Origin of the sequence: Alteribacillus sp. HJP-4 (assembly GCF_042139015.1) — a bacterium.
Classification (GTDB): domain Bacteria; phylum Bacillota; class Bacilli; order Bacillales; family Marinococcaceae; genus JBHIKY01.
Window position 1 is genome coordinate 1 of record NZ_JBHIKY010000018.1, and the last position, 21,095, is coordinate 21,095.

The 21,095-nt window shown below is 47.0% G+C and carries 19 protein-coding genes; 5 read left to right on the forward strand and 14 right to left on the reverse strand.

Annotation, left to right across the window (positions count from 1 at the left end; all coding sequences use genetic code 11):
* Nucleotides 1-189 (forward strand): hypothetical protein (locus tag ACE4RR_RS15295; RefSeq protein ID WP_375536306.1); only part of this gene is annotated, 189 nt, incomplete at its 5' end.
* A gap of 104 nt (nt 190-293) precedes the next feature.
* Here ACE4RR_RS15295 and ACE4RR_RS15300 read toward each other — a convergent pair.
* Nucleotides 294-2,243, reverse strand: a complete 1,950-nt coding sequence (locus ACE4RR_RS15300; protein WP_375536307.1) for a glycoside hydrolase family 127 protein — start codon at nt 2,241-2,243, stop codon at nt 294-296.
* Between the two features lie 373 nt (nt 2,244-2,616).
* Here ACE4RR_RS15300 and ACE4RR_RS15305 point away from each other — a divergent pair, with 373 nt between their 5' ends.
* Together ACE4RR_RS15305 and ACE4RR_RS15310 are read left to right on the forward strand one after the other, a co-directional pair.
* Nucleotides 2,617-3,507 (forward strand): AraC family transcriptional regulator, encoded by an 891-nt coding sequence (locus ACE4RR_RS15305; protein ID WP_375536308.1) that lies wholly within the window; start codon nt 2,617-2,619, stop codon nt 3,505-3,507.
* Nucleotides 3,508-3,700: 193 nt separating this feature from the next.
* Entirely contained in the window at nt 3,701-4,042 is a 342-nt protein-coding gene (locus tag ACE4RR_RS15310) for a hypothetical protein (RefSeq protein WP_375536309.1), read from the forward strand.
* Between the two features lie 63 nt (nt 4,043-4,105).
* Here ACE4RR_RS15310 and speB read toward each other — a convergent pair whose 3' ends face one another.
* Nucleotides 4,106-4,978, reverse strand: a complete 873-nt coding sequence (speB, locus tag ACE4RR_RS15315) for an agmatinase (RefSeq protein WP_375536310.1) — start codon at nt 4,976-4,978, stop codon at nt 4,106-4,108.
* 14 nt (nt 4,979-4,992) lie between these two features.
* Nucleotides 4,993-5,817: a spermidine synthase gene (speE, locus tag ACE4RR_RS15320; RefSeq protein ID WP_375536311.1), complete on the reverse strand. Its 825-nt coding sequence runs from the start codon at nt 5,815-5,817 to the stop codon at nt 4,993-4,995.
* Between the two features lie 156 nt (nt 5,818-5,973).
* Between speE and ACE4RR_RS15325 the strand changes: the two genes are divergently transcribed.
* A complete protein-coding gene (locus ACE4RR_RS15325; RefSeq protein WP_375536312.1) occupies nt 5,974-8,058 on the forward strand; it encodes a transglycosylase domain-containing protein in 2,085 nt (694 codons plus the stop codon).
* A gap of 242 nt (nt 8,059-8,300) precedes the next feature.
* Nucleotides 8,301-10,727, forward strand: a complete 2,427-nt coding sequence (locus ACE4RR_RS15330; protein WP_375536369.1) for a penicillin acylase family protein — start codon at nt 8,301-8,303, stop codon at nt 10,725-10,727.
* Nucleotides 10,728-10,954: 227 nt separating this feature from the next.
* Here the strand turns inward: ACE4RR_RS15330 and ACE4RR_RS15335 are convergent, their stop codons facing one another.
* From ACE4RR_RS15335 to ACE4RR_RS15385, 11 genes are all read right to left on the reverse strand, one after another.
* Nucleotides 10,955-11,485, reverse strand: coding sequence for a YwhD family protein (locus ACE4RR_RS15335; protein WP_375536313.1), 531 nt, complete (start codon nt 11,483-11,485; stop codon nt 10,955-10,957).
* Between the two features lie 45 nt (nt 11,486-11,530).
* On the reverse strand, nt 11,531-12,037 hold the full coding sequence (locus tag ACE4RR_RS15340; RefSeq protein ID WP_375536314.1) for a YwgA family protein: 507 nt from the start codon (nt 12,035-12,037) through the stop codon (nt 11,531-11,533).
* A gap of 47 nt (nt 12,038-12,084) precedes the next feature.
* Nucleotides 12,085-13,413 carry an HD domain-containing protein gene (locus ACE4RR_RS15345; RefSeq protein WP_375536315.1) on the reverse strand — a complete coding sequence of 443 codons (1,329 nt, stop codon included), beginning with the start codon at nt 13,411-13,413 and terminating at the stop codon, nt 12,085-12,087.
* Nucleotides 13,414-13,732: 319 nt separating this feature from the next.
* On the reverse strand, nt 13,733-14,044 hold the full coding sequence (locus ACE4RR_RS15350; RefSeq protein ID WP_375536316.1) for a DUF3870 domain-containing protein: 312 nt from the start codon (nt 14,042-14,044) through the stop codon (nt 13,733-13,735).
* A gap of 39 nt (nt 14,045-14,083) precedes the next feature.
* On the reverse strand, nt 14,084-15,271 hold the full coding sequence (locus tag ACE4RR_RS15355) for a CaiB/BaiF CoA transferase family protein (RefSeq protein ID WP_375536317.1): 1,188 nt from the start codon (nt 15,269-15,271) through the stop codon (nt 14,084-14,086).
* Between the two features lie 247 nt (nt 15,272-15,518).
* Nucleotides 15,519-16,310 (reverse strand): SDR family oxidoreductase, encoded by a 792-nt coding sequence (locus ACE4RR_RS15360; RefSeq protein ID WP_375536318.1) that lies wholly within the window; start codon nt 16,308-16,310, stop codon nt 15,519-15,521.
* 21 nt (nt 16,311-16,331) lie between these two features.
* Nucleotides 16,332-17,192, reverse strand: coding sequence for a fumarylacetoacetate hydrolase family protein (locus tag ACE4RR_RS15365; RefSeq protein ID WP_375536319.1), 861 nt, complete (start codon nt 17,190-17,192; stop codon nt 16,332-16,334).
* A 152-nt stretch (nt 17,193-17,344) separates the two neighbouring features.
* Entirely contained in the window at nt 17,345-18,307 is a 963-nt protein-coding gene (locus tag ACE4RR_RS15370; RefSeq protein WP_375536320.1) for a 2-hydroxyacid dehydrogenase, read from the reverse strand.
* Between the two features lie 15 nt (nt 18,308-18,322).
* On the reverse strand, nt 18,323-19,492 hold the full coding sequence (locus ACE4RR_RS15375) for a UxaA family hydrolase (protein WP_375536321.1): 1,170 nt from the start codon (nt 19,490-19,492) through the stop codon (nt 18,323-18,325).
* A complete protein-coding gene (locus ACE4RR_RS15380; protein WP_375536322.1) occupies nt 19,489-19,809 on the reverse strand; it encodes a UxaA family hydrolase in 321 nt (106 codons plus the stop codon). The genes ACE4RR_RS15375 and ACE4RR_RS15380 overlap by 4 nt, the downstream gene beginning before the upstream one ends.
* A 16-nt stretch (nt 19,810-19,825) precedes the next feature.
* Nucleotides 19,826-21,079 (reverse strand): nickel pincer cofactor-dependent isomerase, group 22, encoded by a 1,254-nt coding sequence (locus tag ACE4RR_RS15385; RefSeq protein ID WP_375536323.1) that lies wholly within the window; start codon nt 21,077-21,079, stop codon nt 19,826-19,828.
* Nucleotides 21,080-21,095: the final 16 nt, after the last annotated feature.

Below are 21,095 nucleotides of genomic sequence, written 5' to 3' on the forward strand. Positions count from 1 at the left end.
TATTATATCTCACACATGAAAAAGACTAGAAAACAATTTTGTTTTCTAGCCAAAAATCGTATTTTATCGGGTACTTTTTCAGCAGCCTCGCTGCTCTTCCCACTGGAGTCTTCGGACTTGTCCCCTGATATCTTCTATTTAGGATACTACTTTTTCTATAAAAAGGGGCTTTTGCTACAGCCCCCTTAGCTTTTCTTATATTTTTTGAATAAGAGTGAAAGCGAGTTTGCGAAGGGATGATCAACCCGATTTCCGTGCCGAGACACCCGCGGAAAGCTGCCGCCTTTATCTATTTAATTTCTTATCCAGACAATCATTTCTCCTTCTCCACGATTGCTCCAGGCATAATACGGAACTGCCTTAATGTCTTTAGAAGTGCGTTCAAAGGTACTGGTAGTATATAAACTTCCGGATAAGGAAGCGCGATCCGTTATGGTGCCTTTTCCTTGAATGGTCACTACCCCATTCAGCAGATGCGGCTCAAACGTTGGTTCGAGCTGCTTTTTTTCATTAATTTCAATGTCCTGCAGATTTGAGCCATTGTCTTTTTCTTCGAGACAATATACCACCGGGCCACGCTTTAAGGCTACTTTTCCTGCATTCTCCCGTACTTCTGGATGAGAACGCACCACCTCCACAGGCATATCAAGCTCGATGTTAATCTCATCACCTTTTTTCCACGTGCGTAGGAATTTTGCATAGCCTCCCTCCTGGTTCACTTGGACTTTCTCTCCGTTAACGGTGATAGAAGCATTTTGGCACCAGCCCGGTATCCGCACAGCTATTGCAAATTCCTCAGATTTCTGCGGTTGTACGGTTATATTTATATTCCCCTGCCACGGATATTGGGTCTGCTGCTGCAGCTTCACGTTATTTCCATTCATCTTCACGTCTGTTTCTCCCTGCATAAACAAATGCACATAGATCTCCGATTCATTTTTTGAATAAACATACTGCCCTAATGACGCAAGCAGCCGTGCAATATTCGGCGGGCAGCAGGCGCAGCCGAACCAGGGCTGTCTTGTTGTTTTCACACTGGACATATCATGACGGTGATTCGCCGTATGTGGCCATACTTCTAATGAATTTACGTAAAAGTAGCTTTGGCCGTCTAATGAAATGCCGCTTAATGCCCCGTTATAAAGAGCGAGCTCCATAATATCTGCATATTCCCGGTCTCCGTCTATCTGGAGCATGCGGTGTGCCCAGAAAATTAAAGATATGGCCGCACACGTTTCGGTATACGCGCGATCATTTGGAAGATCATAATCAACGGTAAACCTCTCCTGATATTCCGATGAGCCAATGCCGCCAGTAATATACATTCGTTTATCTATCGTATTTTTCCATAAGGTTCTGGCTACATTTAAAAGTTGTTCATCATTTTGCTGCGCAGCAAGATCAGCAATGCCGCTGTACAGGTAAACCGCACGCACCGCATGTCCTTCGGGAGTGGTCTGTTCCTTTATAGGTGCATGTGCTTGAAAATAATCGTAATTTTTGAGATTAAAACGATCCGTTCCCCCGCGTTTTTCTTTTTCTATATCAAAATAATGCGGAGGCTGCTGGCCGCGCTCTTCAATAAAGAATTGACAGAGGCTGACGTATTTATTTTCTCCCGTTGCCCGATAGAGCTTCATTAATGCCAGCTCAATTTCCGGATGACCCGGATATCCTTTTTTCTTGCCTTCTTCCCTTCCGAATACTTCGATAATATGATCAACAAAACGGCTGCATATATCCATAATCTTTGATTTTCCAGTCGCTTCATAGTAGGCCGCTGCTGCTTCGAACAGATGGCCGGCACAGTACAATTCATGATCATCCTTTACATTGGTCCACTTATTGTCAGGTTCCTTGACCGTATAATAAGAATTCAAATAGCCATTGGCTTCTTGAGCTTCTGCAAGCAGGTCAATTACTTCATCCATCGTTTGTTCCCATGTACTATCCCGGTCGAGCTGCAGCGAAAATGCGACCGCTTCCATCCATTTATATAAATCACTGTCTTGAAACACCATTCCATAATGTGTGCCTTCTCTTCTCCCCGCCGCAATTTCAAAATTTCTAATCGTTCCACTAGGCTCTGCCCCTGGTATGCGGTCATTTAATGCATCCCACTGGTACGGTATGATGGATTCCTTCACAAGCTTCTGCCAAGGGGTCCAAAACGCATCCTCCACTACTACATTTTTCAAGCTGATAGGCTCCATTTGAAGTTTGTCGCTCATAATATTAGACATTGTTATATCTCTCCTCAAAGTATTATTTTACGGCTCCACTAGATAAGCCATTGACGAAATACCGCTGTATAAGGGAGCTTGTTTTACATTTCAATTTTTCAGTTGTACGTACATCAAATTTCGAAAAATTTATTTTAATAAGGTAGATAAAAATGACTAACAACTTATGAGAACTAATTTTACAGCATAGTACAACCTCCCCTCCTTTTTGATAATATCCCGTTATTAAATGGATTTCCTGCTATAATTCTTGTAGAGATGAACAATGTAATTAAATCTTATCACCGGTAATATTTTCTGTCGGTAGTCACAATGAAATAATAGATGCAAAAAAATGACCTATTTTATTTGACATTGTAGTACGGAGGAGCGTATGTTTCTAAAAACGAGCGTGACCAGGCCCATCGAATTTATCTCGGCCGGCCAATTTATGTCCGATGAATCCTTCCGCCATGACAAGCGGAAGATTGACAGCTATGAGTTAATAATTGGCGTGAATAAGACGCTGTATATTCAGCAGGGAAAGGAAAAATATGAAGTAAAACCGGGGCAGGCGCTTCTCATTTGTCCGGAGGAAGTTCACCAGGGTTATAAGGATTGTGAAGAAGATCTCTCATTTTTCTGGGTTCATTTTATAGGCCCGGACGAGGCACAATATATTGATGAAGTGCAGATGTTTAAGGATATTTCACCGCTGAGAAAATCTCCCGGGTCGCGAAAGGTTAATACCGATGTCTATATACCGACATTTTCGACCATCCAAGAGCCGGACAGAATGAACATATTGTTTCGCCAGCTATTGCATGTTGATAATGCAAATTACTATACCCGCCTCAGTGCAAATTATTTGTTGACCTCTCTATTAATCGAGCTGTCCGAACAAACGATTACAAATTTTTTTTACGATAAAAATCAAAAGCAGGTAGATTACAACCTTGTTCAAATGATGGAGTGGACACGTATCCACGCCTTTGAAAAAATTTCTGTTCAAAAAGTGGCAGAAACGTTCAATTACAATAAAGACTACCTGTCCCGGATGTTTAAACGCGAAACAGGTATGAATTTAAATGAGTATATTAATTTATTAAAAATGTCCAAAGCAAAGGAGCTGCTGAGCCGCACCAATAAAAGTATAAAAGAGATCGCCGGGGTAGTGGGTCTATACGACGAAAAGTATTTTATGAAGCTGTTTAAAAAATATGAGGGGTTGACTCCTACTGAATACCGAAAAGCCTTCTACAGCACACATTGGAATAAAAAGTGACCAGCTTAACGGCGCATAAATACAACGGCCAGGACGACGATAACGACGACGATCAATATAATACTCGTACTCATTGTCAATTTCCTCCTTTGATGAAATCCTATTTTCGTTAGTATACCAAAGTAAATCAAATCCTATAGAAGGATTGCACCTCCGAGGTGGAGAAATGAGAAGGCAGAGGAGGTGCCGGTCCATGCGTGAAAAATGGCGTGGTGATTTCATGCGCGGGCACGCGCAGAAATTAGAAAACGAACCGTTGAAAGGCAAAGGCAAAAAAATTCCCGAGCATGTGCTGCAGGGGGATGTGCTCGACCGCACGATTCAACATTCCGGCTTTAAGCCGGTGTGGGTAAAGCTGCAGCGGCAGATACACCAGGCTATTAAGGACGCTCTAAAATCAAATGACGTTTCTCCACAGAGGATCGTTGAGATTAATGAGATGATCCGCGATTATAACCGGAAGTGTCCGCCGCCGATGCAGCGCGGGCTCGTCTCGAAAGATACGCTGAAAACCAAGCTGCAGCTTTGGGAATAAGCTGCTTCGGATACGCCATTATTCTTAAAGTCAGCTTTTCCCCCGGCTGGCTTCTTCACAAATTTATTTTACCCATCCGAGCAGCATTTCTCGTATAAACTTTGCCGCTACAATCTGGGTTTGTTCACTGGGATCATACACAGGAGCGACCTCGACTAGATCAGCCCCGACAACATTGATTTTTGATTTCGATACGGCGGTGATTGCCTCCAGCAGCTCTTTGGATGTGATGCCACCTGCTTCTGCGGTTCCAGTGCCTGGAGCGTGGGCAGGGTCGAGAACATCAATATCAATTGTTACATATACCGGCCGTTCTGCAAGTGCAGGAAGCTTCTGCTTAAGCGGCACCGCCACATGAAACGGATGAAAGCTCATCCCGGACGTTCGTGCATACTCAAATTCTGCTCTTTCACCGGAGCGGACTCCGAAGGAATACACATTCTCCGGCCCGATCAGTTCACATACCTTGCGGATCGGTGTAGAATGCGACAGCTGTTCTCCTTCGTAATCGGTGCGCAGATCCGTGTGAGCATCAATATGAATAACAGCAAGGTCATAATATTTCCGGTGCATGGCCCGGATAATCGGCCAGCTTACTAAATGCTCACCGCCCATGCCGAGCGGAAATTTACCATCATGAAGAAATTTTTCTACTGTCTCTTCAATGCGATCAATGCTTTTCTGCGGGTTGCCGAACGGCAGCAACAAATCCCCGGCATCATGATAGCGCAGATCCTCTAAATGCTTATCAATATATGGACTGTATTCCTCAAGTACAAGCGAGGATTCGCGGATCCTTCCCGGCCCGAAGCGGGAGCCCGGCCGAAAGCTCACGGTCCAGTCCATCGGCATGCCGTAAAGGACTGCTTTACTTTCTTCATACGTACTTGTGCTTCCGATAAATACTTTACCGGAATAGGCTTCATCAAAATACACTCTGACTCCCCCTTCTATAATTCATCCCGGAGAAAACGCGGCAGGGCAAATGATGCTTTATGAAGCTCCGGCGTATAATATTTCGTATTGATTTCAAGAAACCGATCCGCGTCTGCTTGCAGCGGATCATATTTTTTTGAGCCGATCGTAAACGTCCACAATCCGCTTGGATAGGTGGGAATGTTTGCAGTATAGAGACGTGTGAGTGGAAAAATCTCTTTGACATCCCGGTAGACCTGGTGCACCAGCTCCTTTTGAAACCACGGATTGTCCGTCTGCGCTACGAAAATTCCGTCTTCCCGCAGAGCTTTTGAAATTCCTTCGTAAAAGCCCTTCTCAAATAATTTAACTGCCGGTCCGACCGGTTCCGTAGAGTCTACCAGAATAACGTCGTATGCCTCCCGGCTTTCTGCGATATGCATGAATCCATCAGCTACCTTCACGTCAACACGGGGATCGTCCAGTGCCCCGGCGATGGCAGGCAGGTATTTTTTCGAGTATTCAATCACCTTTCCGTCAATTTCCACGAGCGTTGCTTTCCGAACAGACGGGTGTTTAATAATTTCGCGGATAACCCCTCCATCTCCTCCCCCAACCACAAGCACGTCCATAGGCTCAGGATGAGTAAACAACGGCACGTGCGCCACCATTTCATGGTAGACAAATTCATCGACCTCGGTTGTCATCACCATGCCGTCGAGGACGAGCATATTGCCAAACTCCTCGGTTTCTAATACATCTAACTGTTGAAATTCTGTTTTTTCCGTATGAAGCGTCCGCTTGATCCTGGCTGTAATACCAAAGCGTTCGGTTTGTTTTTCGGTGAACCATAATTCCATTCAAATTGCCTCCTTAACACATCCTCTATCTGTTATACCCCCTGTGCATCACTCATGCAACATCATTTTTTTCCTCCCTGTTTAAAAGCTGTGAAAATAACCGAAACTGGAGGATAAACCCATTATCAGCGAAAATGAAGGAAGGCGGATCATCCGATGGATACAGTTCTGCAGAGAAGAAATCAGCGCCCGCGCCGGCCAGGTCTGCTGCGAATTCTGTTCAGGCTGACGTTATTTACGGGAGTGGCAGGCTTATTTAGTGCAATTCTTATTATTCTTTATGCGCTTGCTCTCGAAGCGCCGCCCGTTCAGATCGAACAGTCGACTCTTTATTACGGGGCCGATGGCAGTGTTATCGGCGAACACCAAAACGGTAATAAACGCTACTGGGTGGAGCTCGAGGATATGGCACCGGAGGTCGAACAAGCCGTGCTTGCCATTGAAGACCGGGAATTTTACAAGCATAATGGCTTTGATTTTCCCAGAATTGCTTCTGCCATCGCAGCCAATCTACAGTCCATGTCAAAAGCCCAGGGTGCGAGTACCATCTCGCAGCAATATGCAAGGAACTTATTTTTATCTCATGACAAAACCTGGTCCCGAAAACTAGAAGAAGCTTTTTATGCACTGCGGCTCGAGGCACATTACGAAAAAGAAGATATCTTAGAAGGCTATTTGAATACGATCTATTACGGTCACGGGGCCTACGGTATTGAAGCAGCGTCACGGCTTTATTTTGATAAATCGGCCGGCCGATTATCGCTTGCCGAGGCAGCACTGCTGGCAGGTGTACCGAAAGGCCCGTCCTATTATTCACCATTTTCCTACCCGGACCGGGCACTGGACCGTCAGAAAATCGTCCTGGCTTCCATGGAGACTACTGGAGCGATCAGTTCGGAGGAAAGAAGAGTTGCCGAACAGGAAACTCTCTCATTTGCTGCTCCTGGAAGGCTGGCGGATGAGCGGATCGGTCCGTATTTCCAGGATCACGTCGAAAGCCTTCTGGCAGAGGAGTATGACATTGAACCAGGCGTGGTGGACCGTGGCGGCCTCCATATTTATACAACACTTGATCCAAAGCTTCAACGAATCGCCGAAAAGCGTGTCAAGCTTGAGATTCCAAACGGCTCTGAACTTCAGGGGGCTCTCGTTTCTCTCGACCCGAACACGGGTGATGTCCGTGCGCTCGCCGGCGGGAAAAGCTATGAGGAAAGTGCATATAACCGCGTCACGGATGCAGCGCGTCCACCCGGTTCTGCCTTTAAACCGTTTTTATATTACGCGGCACTGGAAAAAGGATTTACACCGCTCACCTCATTTAAAAGTGAAGAAACCGAGTTCGAGGTCGGCGAGAATGGTGAAACGTATGCGCCGGGTAATTATGGACAGCGTTATGCCGATGATTTTATCACGATGGCAGAAGCACTCGCCGTTTCTGATAATATTTTTGCCGTGAAAACGCATCTGTTCCTCGGCCCGGATGCGCTGGTCGACGCAGCCAAAAAAGCAGGGATTCAGGGAAAGCTCTCCCCGCTTCCGTCTCTCGCACTGGGAACTCAAAATGTAAATATGCTGAATCTTGCTGCAGCTTACAGTCCGTTTGCAAATGGGGGAAATGCTGTGACTCCGCGCTTTATTCAAAAAGTAACCGATTCCGAGGGCAACGTACTCGTGGAAACGAAGCCTGAGAAGATGCAGGTGTTCGACGAACAGAAGGCGTATGTTATGGCAGACATGATGAGAGGCATGTTTGATGTGAATATGGACAGCTATACCTCCGTTACCGGGGCATCGATTGCTCATTTAATCAATCGCCCGCTCGCCGGGAAAAGCGGCACAACAGATTTTGACAGCTGGATGGTAGGATTTGCTCCACAGCTTTCTACTGCGGTCTGGGTTGGTTACGATGATAACCGCGAAATGAACCACGCCGAGGAAGGCCAGATTTCAAAGCGGATCTGGTCGCAGTTTATGAGTGAAGGTCTGCAGGATGAACTGAAAATGGCTGTGCCGCCGCCGGATGACATTGTAAAATTAGACATTGATCCCGAAACGGGTCTGCTCGGTTCTGAAGAATGCGGACCATCACGTGCCATTGCTTTTGAAAAAGGCACCGAGCCGGTGAAATCCTGTACAGATGAATTAGAGGAAGAAGCGAGACAAGCGCAGGAAGAATCGGAAGAAGATCTTCCCGAACAGAAGGAAAAATTCTTTGACCGGCTTCGGAAGTGGTTTGAATAAGAAGTTCTTCGAAACATTAACCACCTTTCGTCTCCCCCTGACGGCTGTGGGAATGATAAATTAAAAAGGCAGCAGGCCTCTCGTCAGACAGCGCTGCCTTTTTTGACATTTACAGGCTTGCCGGAAAAGGCTGCAAGCACTGTAATTCTTTTTTCTAAACGTGTCTTTTCCCCTGCTCCTTCCGATATAATATAGGAAAACGCTTTCATTTCTGAGGGGGAGGCAGAAGCGCAATTATGAGCATGTCGACAAGCAATACTCCAATTTCAAAAGCTCCGCGCCCAAAACGAAATATACCATGGAAGCGGATCATTCTCATTATATTTCTTATCTTTATAGCAGCAGCCGCCACAGCTTCTGTGTGGGGTTTTCTGCAGCTGCAGAAGCCGCTTCCGCAGACGGAAGGGACAATGGAACTCAGCGGTCTGCAGAGCTCTGTCTCGGTCCACCGCGATGAACGAGGCGTGCCACATATTGAAGCAACGAATGATAATGATCTCTATTTTGCACAGGGTTATATAACGGCCCAGGACCGGTTATTTCAAATGGACTTAAGCCGTCGTCAGGCTTCCGGGCTGCTCAGTGAAGCAGTCGGGGAAGCAGCACTCAATAATGATAAATACTTTCGGACGTTCGGCCTGCGCCGTGCCGCTGAAGCCTCGCTGTCCGATTATTCGGAGGAATCGCTGGAAACTCTTGACGCTTATGCTGCCGGGGTGAATGCCTTTATTGACCACGCCATTGCAGAGGGTACCCTCCCGGTGGAATTTCGAATTCTCGGATATAAGCCGGAGCAGTGGACTCCGCTTGACTCTCTGACGATAGGAAAATTTATGGCATTTGATCTGGGCGGTAATTGGGAAGGCCAGGCCTTCAGACAGTGGCTTGTCCAAAATACAACGGCAGCCGAAGCCGGGGATCTGTTTCCCTCTTATCCTGAAAATGGGCCGGTTATTTTAGAATCAGTTAAAGAACATGAAGTAAACGTTGAAAAAAGCTTCGCTTCTGCCGTGGTGACTGAGGAAGACAACGGAAGCAACAATTGGGTGGTGGCAGGAGAGCATACTAGAAGCGGCGCAGCGCTGCTTGCCAATGACCCGCATCTTGCGATTGATACCCCCTCGATCTGGTATGAAAGCCAGCTTATCTCCCCGTCAATGAATGTGAGCGGGGTGATTTTTGCAGGTGTTCCAGGGATCATTGTCGGGCATAACGATGACATAGCGTGGGGAGTCACAAACGTCGGGCCGGATGTGCAGCAGCTGTACATGGAGCGCCGCAATCCCGAGAATCCTTACGAATTTGAGTATGAGGGCGAATGGTATAAGGGCGAAGTTATCCAGGAGGAGATTCCGGTAGCAGACAGCGATCCGGTGCCTCATGAAATTGTCCTCACAAGAAACGGACCGGTATTTTCTGAATACGCGCTGGAGAAAAAAGAAAATGAGGCGTTATCGCTGAAATGGACAGCTCATGAACCGACAACGGAGCTCGAGGCGGTTCTTCGTTTTAACAAGGCTTCTACGTGGGAGGAATTCAAAGAAGCGCTCGAATATTTTCAGGCACCGGCGCAGAATTTTGTATTTGCAGACCGGAACGGAACAATCGCTTATCGGGCAAACGGCTGGATTCCTACCCGCGAAAGCGGTGAGGACAGCCTTTTACCAGTACCAGGCTGGTCTAGAGAATATGAGTGGGAGGGCTATATTCCCTGGGATGAGCTGCCGACTATCAAGAACCCAGAGTCCGGTATGATTTCCACTGCAAATAATAAAATCGGCGGGGATGATTATCCGTACCACATATCCCACACGTGGGCCCAGCCCTACCGTCATCAACGAATTCTTGAGGTTCTCGAAGAAAAAGAGCAGCTCACTTCAGAAGATATGAAAGCCCTGCAGCTTGATACCCGCAATCTTCATGCAAAGGAAATGCTGCCGCTGTTAAAGAAAGCAGTCCAGCAAAAACCAGGCGGACTGCGGGAACTTGACCGAAGAGCACTGGAGCTGCTGGACGCCTGGAATTTATTTGATGACAGGTCAGAGGCCGGCCCACTCGTATTTAATTTATGGATGAAACGACTCGCAGATGTGCTTTTTGAAAAGGATATCCCGATAGAAGTCCGAGATCTATTTGAAGGGGAAGAAGCTGCTGTCGACGAACTTGTCAGACGCGCATCGGCCGGAGAAGCAGGTCCCTGGATGGAGAAAAACGGCGGCTTTGAACAGGTCGCTCTGGAATCCTTGCAGCGTACCGTCGACCAGATTGAGGAAGCGCAGGGAAATGACCCGCACGACTGGAGCTGGGGGGCGTTTCATCAGGCAAGCTTTGCTCATCCTCTCGCTTCTGTGTGGCCGCTGAATTATTTATTTAATAGTGCGCCCGCTCCATCAGACGGAAGCCGGGCCACGGTCCGGGCGGCCGGTTTTGATTCTCTGACAGGAGATAATTATCACGGCGGCGGCTGGCGCGGGGTAATGGATTTAAATGATCTCACCAAAAGCGAACATGTGGTGGCTCCCGGCCAGTCCGGGCATGTGCAAAGCGCCTCCTACCACGATCAGCTAGATGACTGGATAGAGGGAAATTACCATGTCACACAGCGCAAGTCGGAAAGGTATGAAGAAAACAGCCGGCTTCTCCAGCTTCTTCCGACAGACGGCGGATAACCAAAACGCGCAAGAGATGTCCAGTCCCTTGCGCATTTTGGTGTCCTAATTCAGTTGTGCATGTGTGTATATCTAGTGTATTGATAAATGAGAAAAAGAACAATACGTGTATCCAATGTTCAAAAATCGTTCATAGTTTTGCCACACATACGAGCAGTAAATTTCCTGTTGGTTCTTCGTTTTCTACCGGGTTTTGTCCCAGCCGCTGCACTTTCTACACAGCATATTTATTCTGCCAGTAACGCTTTATGCAGGCTCTCCTCGGAGTTTTTCCACATTTCTTCATTGAATCCTTTCAGAAACGCAGCAAGTATCTTTTTTGACGGGTCATCCATTTTATCAAGGACGTGTCTGCGCTTTAACGATTTATCCATGTTATTCACATGCTCAGGCAGGCTCTTGTAACCGCGGCGTTTTTCTTTGTTCACCGTCATTTCGCAGGCAGTGACTCCGGCATAATAAGGCTTTCCCTCGCTGTTGTGGTCCGTTGTCACCCAGACGAGCCAGTAAAGCTTTGCTCCTTCCGGAACCTCTTCCTTGTTCGGGAGAAATTTCACTCTTTTTTCAACCTCGGACCGGGCATGGAGTGCGCCCATATCTATAAAAGCATCATTTTCTTCCGGGTCGACAAAAATCGGTGTCATATTATCAAGGCTGAGGGTGCCGGCGCCGTAACCACCATGTCCATCAGTCGAATCCCCGCTTAAAATATTAAAGCCGGCACTCTTGCGTTTCTTGTTATTATCAAAAAGGTCCATGACCTATCTACTCCTTTTTGTAGTTTCTGTTTCTATCATACGTTCTTATTGTAAGTTCTTCAAAGAATTGATAAAATCGAGCGCTTCCTGCATATCTTCCTCAGAATAGTTCTGGCTTTTTTTCAGCGCAAACACTTTTTCTTTCATTTGTGCTTCCGGCAGGTCTTCAAAATACAGCACAGTAGAGACCAGCTCTAAAAACCTGGAGCTGTGGCCATTAAGATGTTCGATAACTCCCGACGCTCTGTGGTCGAGCCACTCATTCGGAAAAGCGTCCAGAAATTCCTGGCCCTTCTCGGTAACTTCATAACGGTACTGATAGTAACCCGCTTTCTTTTCTTTTACTTCGGTCACAAACCCGAATCCGCACAGCTCCTCTACTCGAAGAGTCAGCTCTTCAGAATAAGGACCATACATATGAAACGTGTATTTTTCCTGAAAAGGAAGATTTAATTTCTTTCCGATATATACCATTTTCTGCAGTTTTTTTCGTCCAATAACTTCCCCGGCGCCGTGCATCAGCACCATAATCTTTGTGTGTTCCGGCAGCAAACCGAGCCCTCCTTCTGCAACTATCTTTCCTTTATTATGTAGCAGTCCTACCCATCCGGGTGCTCTGTTTCTGTTTTCCCTTCCGGGTGCAGCAATATGTCCTTGATTTGTTGTTTTTCCTCTTCATGGCCGGGAGTCTCAAGCAGCTCCGCCGGGAAATACAGTTTATGGTCTGTCCGTTTTTTTCCGGAGATTGCCTCCACCACGTCTGACTCTCTTGAGAGCTCGCGCAGCTTTCCTTCCGGCATTAATAAATGGATCGGCATCCGCTCTTCTTCCTCCCCGGGCCGGTAAAAATCATACGGGAGATCGGAAGAAGAATCAACCACGAGATAATAATCCGGGTCAATCTCTGCTTTGAGGAATAATTCCTGCAGACGTGTCCACTCCCTCATCACAAAATTATGGTCAAATTCAACATATTTAAACAGGCGCCGGTTCATAAAGCGCTGGCAGAGATCACGGAGAATCTCATCCTCTTCCTTCTGCCACATTTGAAAATAATACAAAGTAACAGATTCATCAAGCTCTAAATAGCCTTCCAGTGACAAGTTCCCTTCAAAGAATCCTGTAAAATGCCCCGGCTTCTGGCGGAAGTCATAGCCCCTGTGATGAAGCACCTTCACGCGGTGCAGAATTTTACTAAGAATGACCTCCGCACTTCGTGTGACGGGGTGAAAATATACCTGCCAGTACATTTGGTAGCGGCTCATAATATAGTCCTCCACCGCATGCATGCCGGTGTATTTTATGACTGCCTGGTCCTCCATCGGACGCATCACTCTAAGAATGCGTTCCATATCAAAGTGACCATAGCTTACCCCCGTGTAAAAGGCGTCCCGCTGCAGATAATCCATGCGGTCTGCGTCAATTTGGCTCGATATCATGCTGACAACGAGCTTGTTTTGGTACGTCTTTTCGATGACATCAGCCACTTTTTGAGGGAAATCATCACCCACTCGCTTTAATTTCTGGTTCACTTCTGTATCGCCTGCGATAATTTCTCTCGTCCACCATTCATGGTCTGTATGAAACACTTTTTCAAAGGAATGTGAAAATGGACCATGGCCTATATCATGCAGAAGTGCCGCACTTAAACAAAGGAGGCGCTCCTCTTCATTCCAGTTTGGTCTTCCTTGAAACACTTCAATGATTCGTCTCATGATTTCATATACACCGAGAGAATGATTAAACCGTGTGTGCTCTGCTCCATGAAAGGTTAAAAATGTCGTGCCGAGCTGCCGGATCCGGCGGAGCCGCTGAAATTCCTTCGTTCCGACAAGCTCCCAGATCAACTCATCCCGAATATGTATGTAACGGTGGACGGGGTCCTTGAATACTTTTTCTTCTTTTAATATTCGATTTCCTGATGCCATAACGTTCTCCCGCCCTCCTTTAACTATCGTGCTTCCATTATATCAATTTCCTAAAGGTCATGCTGACTTTCCCGGTAAAGAATTGAAGTAGAAATTTATAAAGTGCCCGCTGCTGGATATTCAAACACGTTCTGATCATAGCTCGTGCTGTGTGCGGACATGAGTTCCGTTATTCCTTCATAATTTGCTCTTTTTGAACCGTTGACGGACATCAGGTTAACTCAAACGCCGTTTTTCGTATCGTTCTGCGATGGGAAGAGCATCAAAAAAGAGGCAGATGCAGCACCCGCCTCACTCTACTCTCTCGTTATTACAAACATCAGGTGGCTTCAAACTGCCTGTACAGGTCCTTCAATGCGGCAATCAAAGCATTAGTCGCCTTGCCTTTATAATGCTTCTCGATCAATTGAATCGCTTCCTCGACGCCGTCCTTAATACAGACGCCTTTTAAGAGATTATGAATAAAATCACGTCCATGGTCCGTTGCAAGGGTGCACGAGGCAACAAGAATGACTCCATGCTCCACGTCCACTTCTGTCGTAATCGTGAGAGAATCGAAAACGCTTTTTGCCGCCATTCCTTGAGGAAGCCGGGCATGCCCCGCAATAAAAGTAGTGTGATAAATCGCCATATTGTCGGTCCTCCTGATCTTTCTTCGTTTAACTGAAGCTTAAATAATTCCATTCTTCTTCAGCATCTCAATTTCCTGCTTTGACAATCCCCTTTCCTCTGAGAGAATATCCTCTGTATGCTGCCCAAGCTCAGGAGGGGCGTCTTTAACATCAGGTTCGAAGCTAGAAAAACGAAGCGGGCTTCTTACAGTTTTCAAACGACCAAGTGTGGGATGATCATATTCCTGCACCATTTCTCTCGCTTTTACCTGCGGATGCTCAAATACCTGCTCCACATTGTTGACTGCCCCGCAGGGCACATTATGGTCGACCAGCACCGATTCCCACTCGTACGCCGTTTTGTCCTTGAACCTCTCTTCAAGAAGAGCTCTCAGCTCCTGACGGTGCTGAATTCTGAGCCCATTTGTCTTATATTCTTCCAATTCCGCCCACTCAGGGCGTTCCATTGCCTGGCACAGACTTTGAAACATCCGGTCATTCCCTGCAGCCACCATGATTAGTTTATCCATGCACATAAACGTTTCATACGGGGTGATATTGCCATGCGCATTACCCACACGGGTGGAGACATGGTTTTTAATCAGGTAGCTGCTTGCGATGTTGGCAAGGGAGCCGACCTGCACGTCGAGCAGGGACAGATCAATATGCTGTCCGACCTGTTGTTTATCCCGAAGCATCAGCGAGGAGAGCACACTGATACCGACGTAATGAGAAGCCATAATATCAACAACGGGAGTCCCTACTCTCGTCGGATTCCCATCTGGTTCCCCGGTAACATCCATTAAGCCGCCGACCGCCTGAATAACAGGGTCATACCCTGGGTTCCCCTTCAGCGGTCCGGTCTGGCCGTAGCCCGTCACCGAGCAGAGAATAATTTGATCGTTCACTTTTTTTAATTCTTCGTAACCGATGCCGAGCCGGTCCATTGTTCCTGTTTTAAAATTTTCAATCACGACGTCTGCATCCTTGACGAAATCAAGAAAGAGCTCACGGCCCGCTTGTTTTTTCAGATTGATCGTCATCGATTTTTTATTACGGTTGGCAGATAAATAATAAGTGCTGCTGTCTTCGATGAACGGCCACCAGTGGCGAATGTCATCTTTTCCTTCCGGAGCTTCCACCCTGATAACATCTGCTCCGAGATCGGCCAGGATCATAGACCCGAGCGGGCCGGCGAGGACTCTGGAGAGATCTAATATTTTTACATTTTCTAAAGGCTTAATCATTGGATACGCACTTCCTTTACGTTTTATTGGAAAAGAGAAGGCGTGTTCTAGAAAGGTCATCTCGTCATCAGAGTCCGTCCGCTTCGTTCCTTTTACCGTACACAGGAGAGAAAAGGGGAAGCAGTCTTCCTTTCTAGCGGCCGAAGGAAAGCCGGAACTTCAGGCAATTTCCTTCCAGGAGATATTGCTGACATTCAGCATGGCTTCGTAAGCAGAGGAGACGATTTACACTCCCTGCAGTATTTCGTTATAGAGCTTTGACCATGCCGCCGTCAACAACAAATGATTGACCTGTAACGTACGTATTCGCACCAGAGCACAAAAATACAGCCTGCTTTGCGAATTCTTCCGGTTCGCCGTACCGGCCGAGCGGGATGGAGGACTCTGCCTGCTTCTTAATATTTTCTACGCTCGTATTCGCTTTTTCGGCCTTGATTCCATCGAGCTCGTCGACCCGGTCCGTTGCAATTCTCCCTGGTCCTATTGTATTAATTAAAATATTATCTGATGCCAATTCCTGTGACAGGCTCTTAGACAGCCCGACGATCCCTGCGCGGAACGTATTCGATAAAATCAAGTTATCAATGCTCTGTTTAATGGACGAGGAGGCGAAGTTAATAATGTGCCCGCGCTGTTTTTCCTTCATGGAAGGCAGCACGGCACGGATCGCCCGGATAAAGCTCAGCAGATTTAATTGAAATGCCTGTTCCCACTGCTCATCAGTGAACGATTCAAACCCTCCTGCCGGCGGTCCGCCTGCATTGTTTACGAGCACATCAATAGGGCCGAATTTTGAGACGGCGGCGTCAACGAGACGTGTGATATCCTCCGGTTTTGTAATATCACAGGCAGCATAGGCGATATTTTCATTGTTTGTCTGTTTAATAATTTCCTGCTGCGTCCTGGCGAGATCATCTTCATTTCTGCTTGAAATCATGACGTGGGCGCCTTCCTCCGCAAATTGCAGAGCTGCTGCCCTGCCAAGGCCCTTGCTCGCTGCTAGCACGAGGACAACCTTTCCTTCCAGTTCTAGATCCATTAGTGATCACATCTCCTTTGTCTATTTTTTTAAGTCTCTTACATTGTTTACTAGCTTTTCAAAGTCGTCAATATGACACTCTACCGTATCTCCCTCTTTAATTGGCACCGCCCCCGGTGTCCCAGTCGAAATAATGTCCCCCGGCTTTAAGGTCATTACCTTTGAGTGAAAGGATACCAGATTCCACGGCGTAAAAGTCATATTAGAAACTACGTTTTTACGATGCACTTCCCCATTAATCACTGTCGCTACCTCCAGCCGATTTACATCCTCCACTTCATCAGCTGTCACCAAATGCGGCCCGAAGCTGAAAAAGGTGTCAAAGCTTTTCGAACGGGTAAGGTAGCGGGGATTTTTTTGTAATATATCTTCAGCCGTCATGTCTATTATGGTTGTAAATCCAGCTATGACATGCGGCGCTTCTTCCTCGGAAACATTCTTGCACTCTTTTCCTATAATAACCCCCAGCTCTGCTTCTGCGGTCGTACGCTCCGACTGAGGCGGAATTTCGATAGTGTCTCCCGGGCCGATAATGCTTGTATCGGGCTTCATAAAGCTGGCGGGCTCTGTATTGGGCGCCTTTTCACTGAGGTCCGATGCGTGCTCGACGTAATTTAAGCCGATGCCCCAGATTTTCCCGGGGTGATTGTATAACGGCAAAAATGAATAATCAGTGGTGATGCTCTGTTCCAGGCAGACTTTCTCATTTTTCGCGTGCCATGCTTTGAGATCTTCAAGTTCGTTATTTGTCAGAATCGAGAATAGGTCTTCTCCCCAGCTCTTGCTTTCTTTTTGATTGATAGTTTTTACCGGGGTCACTCCGTTTTCGGTAACAATCGCGGCAAGCTGCTCTCCTTGAATTTCCACGGTTGCTAGCTTCATGGTATCCACATCCTTTTTTTATAGTTCATAAATGAATTTCATAATTCAGTCTTTGATAGATAAATGCGAATGTTCAATTGATTTTATTCGCTATCATTCGATTTTTAAAACTTAAAGATAATTATGAAATTGATTCAGTTCATTTATGAGTTTTATGAGATAAGAAAAGAAGCGTCTTTTTCCATTGCCATTTTTTCGATATTTTCAAATGCGGTTGTTAACACTTTTCGCAGTGTATCGTAGGTGCCCGCTCCGATATGAGCGCTCGCAATCACCTGATCCAGTCCGAGGAGCGGGTGATCTTCCCGCACCGGTTCGTTTTCCCATACATCAATGGCAGCCCCGGCAATTTCTTTTTCAGTTAGTGCCTCGTACAATGCCTTTTCGTCAACAACACCTCCTCTGGAGACATTAATTAACAGCGCATTGTTTTTCATCCTCCGAAGCTCGGGGGCGCCGATTAAGTGCTTTGTTTCCTGTAAAAGTGGAATGTGCATGCTGATGATGTCTGCCTGTTCAAGCACACTTTCAAGAGCAGCATAGGAAGCATTCAATCTTTCTTCTTCCTTATCCGGCACACGCAGGACGTCATAATAAATAATGTTGGTGCCGAAGGCGCTGGAGAGCTCAGCCACCCTACGTCCGACGTTCCCAAATCCTATAAAGCCGTGGGTTTTACCCTGCAGTTCGAAAGAGGATGTCCGGTGCCTCCACATCGGCCAGCTGCCCGCCTTTGTTTCCCGGTTGATGACCGGAAGTTTTCGATAAAGCGCTAAGATAAATGATAAGGTCAGTTCGGCCACCGCTCCTGCATTTACTCCTGGTGTATTGGCAACCGGAACTGCAAAGTCCCTCGCTGCCTGCAGATCAATATTGTCCACGCCTGTGCCCGTTTTTTGGATGAGACGGAGCTGAGATGCCTGTTCAATTTCCTTGCGCCCTACCGGCGCCGTTGCTGCCAGAAAGAAATCAGCTTCTGCGAGCGCTCTTTCTTTGTCTGATACTTTTAAATCAGCAAAAAAGATCAGCTCCGCAGCAGACGGCTTCAATTCTTGCAGCAGCTCCTTTAGGCTGCCGGAAGCTTCATCAAAATATAGAATGTTTCTTTCACTCACAGACGTCACCATCCTTTATGGAATTCGGGTGATGCAGAAAAGTTCATCATGTCCAAGAATTTCTGATTTGACCTGGCTGCCGGAAGCGACAGCAAGAACGTCGTTATAAATTGTGTCTCCCATTTCTTCGAGAGTGCTTTCACCAGTCATTACCCGCCCTGCATTAATATCAATATTTTCCGTCATCCGTTCGTACGTTTTGGGATTGCCGGTAATTTTCAATACTGGAACGCCTGGAAAGCCGGTCGGTGTTCCTCTTCCCGTCGGAAATGCAATCAGCTGGGCACCTGCTGCCACCTGTGCCGTCGCTACTTCTCCGTCATGGCCGGGGGAATCAAGCAAAAACAAACCATTTCCTTTTTTTTCTTCCCCATAAGAAATTACCCCTGAAAAAGGAGCTTCTCCAGCTTTCTTCATACTGCCGAGTGATTTTTCCACCACACTTGAAAGCCCGCCGTCATAATTACCTTTGGAAATAAGGTGGTTGCGGTCGGCATTGCTTGAAGCTGCCGTCTGACGCAGTAATTTTTCTTCGGTTCTTTGAATAACATCCAAAATTTCATCGTGAACCGCAGTGTTTACCGCCCGTCTAGCTAAAATATCTTCAGTTCCGATCAGTTCTGTAATTTCTCCAAGCAGCGAGGATCCCCCATTTTCGACAAGTCGATCCGAGGCCAGCCCAAGAGCCGGGTTGGCGATTAATCCGGACGTCGTATCTGAGCCTCCGCAGTTCAAAGCAAGTGTTAATTCACTGACTGGAACTGTTTCGCGCTGCTGCGCAGAGATCTTATGCTGCATTTCTCTTGCTGCTCTCGTGCCCTGCTGTATCGCTTTCAGGGAATCCCCTTCCTTTTGAATGACCACCGTTTCGAGGAGCTTTTCGGAGGAAGAAATGCCCTCGGCAAGCTCATATGGGGAAAAGCGCTCACAGCCCAGGCCGACAACCACCACCCCGGCAAAGTTAGGGTTTCTCCCAATATTAATTAATGTCTTCGCCGTTATTTCTAGGTCCTCCCCGACCTGACTGCAGCCGACTGGGTGCCGGAAGTACACAGACCCCGGCACTTGATAAGCGATTCTTTCTGCGACCTTGCCCGAGCAGAAGACTGATGGAATAATGGCAATTAAATTACGGATGCCGACTTTGCCGTCACTGCGTACATAGCCCATAAAGGTATCACTCATTTGTTTATTCCCCTTTCACAGTACATGTTGTGATTGTGAATCCAATTCCCCTTATGAACTGGTGTCATCATTCTACCGATCATTTCCCCGTATTTATACACTGCTTCGTCTTTGTTAAGATCAACAAGTGCTAGTTTATGGCCAAAAGAAATTTTCTCATGAACTGTCACCATAAATTCCTCTGGCCCCTTACGGACGATGCAGGTCTTGCCGGCAGGGATATCCTGCAGCGCTACGGCCGTATTATCTCTGTCATCGATCATCAGCGCGGCATGCTTTTCATGATTTACAACGAGCTTTAATTCATCAGAACTCACTTCGATTTCCTCCTTATTACGTAGTCAGCCTCTTCACTAACCTGCCGGACCCATCAAAAGATAGAGATGATTCCTCGTGGACGCGGTAAGTTACTTCCTGTCTCTCCATTTCATCGAGCACCGGCGCGGATACAAGCATTTTCTCCAGATGCAGCGTGTTGGGAATCTGGATACACCTTGCATTTTCTGCTTCAGCGTCCGGTCCAAGACTCTGAAAAGCAGTCTCAATCGATTGCTTTTCCGTATCATAAATAAACGGGAACATCGCCCTTCTCAGATACGTACTCGTTAACGCATTGGTATACGTAGCATTTCTGTCCACTTTATCGATAAGTGCCTGTGTCGTAAAATCAGCAAGGCCAATTCCCTGCGCATTGCCAAACGACCGCTCGGCCAAGTCCAGCACGGTAATTCTATTCACCGACGGCGCTTCCGGCTCTTCCACTCCATCAATGCGCCAGCGTCCGATAATATTTGGATCCATGCCAGTGCCGCTGAAAATTTTTCCCATCTCTTCTACGATCAGGACATCGATATTATGGACGGGCAGAGATGGCATCATCTCTTTTGCTTTTACAAGAAGTTCTGCTTCCCGCTCAAACCAATGCTGAGGCTCCACCAGCTGAATGTCCGCCGTTTCTTCGTAGCCGTTTTCAATGATGGCGAGTCCGCATAAAATCGGCGTGGTTTCCAAAGCTGTTCTGCAGACACCTGTGATATTCTGCGCCATCTGGCCGGCGCCATGGCTGTGAACATAGGTGGCTCCTTTAATTTTGCCAAGACCGATTGTAACCATTTTACTTAAACCGCTTTCCACACTGCCTCTAAAGGCCGTATGTGCTTTCACGCGGTTTACTACAATAATGCCGCCTGCACTGCAGGCATGCTTATCAATATACACAGGCACCCCTTCCTCCGTGTGCCCGGTAAGCTCGACTTCCATTGATGAGCGGATTTCAGCCCCAACCGCTTCTTCTGTTATGTGAAGGTGTTTGAGCACCTCTCGTTGTCCTTGGGCAGTAGCGCCGCCGTGACTTCCCATCGCGGGCACAAGAAAGGGGATAAGTCCAAGGTTTTTTACGTACTCCACAACATGCTTTGTGATTTGGTCTATGTTCGTAATCCCACGGCTTCCCGCAGTAATAGCGACCTCGCTGCCTCTTTCGAGCGAATGAAGTGCTTTACACTCTGAAAGCTCCTTCTCAACCCCCTGCCTGATGTCGATAAGCTTGTCGTCAGCAAGGGTTTGTTCTATCTCATACAGCTTCATTTTACCTCCACTCCTT

Coding starts and splice junctions, on each gene's coding strand:
- ACE4RR_RS15300 (WP_375536307.1), bottom strand. CDS start 2,243: ATGTCTAATATTATGAGCGACAAACTTCAAATGGAGCCTATCAGCTTG.
- ACE4RR_RS15305 (WP_375536308.1), top strand. CDS start 2,617: ATGTTTCTAAAAACGAGCGTGACCAGGCCCATCGAATTTATCTCGGCC.
- ACE4RR_RS15310 (WP_375536309.1), top strand. CDS start 3,701: ATGCGTGAAAAATGGCGTGGTGATTTCATGCGCGGGCACGCGCAGAAA.
- speE (WP_375536311.1), bottom strand. CDS start 5,817: ATGGAATTATGGTTCACCGAAAAACAAACCGAACGCTTTGGTATTACA.
- ACE4RR_RS15325 (WP_375536312.1), top strand. CDS start 5,974: ATGGATACAGTTCTGCAGAGAAGAAATCAGCGCCCGCGCCGGCCAGGT.
- ACE4RR_RS15330 (WP_375536369.1), top strand. CDS start 8,301: ATGTCGACAAGCAATACTCCAATTTCAAAAGCTCCGCGCCCAAAACGA.
- ACE4RR_RS15335 (WP_375536313.1), bottom strand. CDS start 11,485: ATGGACCTTTTTGATAATAACAAGAAACGCAAGAGTGCCGGCTTTAAT.
- ACE4RR_RS15345 (WP_375536315.1), bottom strand. CDS start 13,413: ATGGCATCAGGAAATCGAATATTAAAAGAAGAAAAAGTATTCAAGGAC.
- ACE4RR_RS15350 (WP_375536316.1), bottom strand. CDS start 14,044: ATGGCGATTTATCACACTACTTTTATTGCGGGGCATGCCCGGCTTCCT.
- ACE4RR_RS15355 (WP_375536317.1), bottom strand. CDS start 15,271: ATGATTAAGCCTTTAGAAAATGTAAAAATATTAGATCTCTCCAGAGTC.
- ACE4RR_RS15360 (WP_375536318.1), bottom strand. CDS start 16,310: ATGGATCTAGAACTGGAAGGAAAGGTTGTCCTCGTGCTAGCAGCGAGC.
- ACE4RR_RS15365 (WP_375536319.1), bottom strand. CDS start 17,192: ATGAAGCTAGCAACCGTGGAAATTCAAGGAGAGCAGCTTGCCGCGATT.
- ACE4RR_RS15375 (WP_375536321.1), bottom strand. CDS start 19,492: ATGAGTGATACCTTTATGGGCTATGTACGCAGTGACGGCAAAGTCGGC.
- ACE4RR_RS15385 (WP_375536323.1), bottom strand. CDS start 21,079: ATGAAGCTGTATGAGATAGAACAAACCCTTGCTGACGACAAGCTTATC.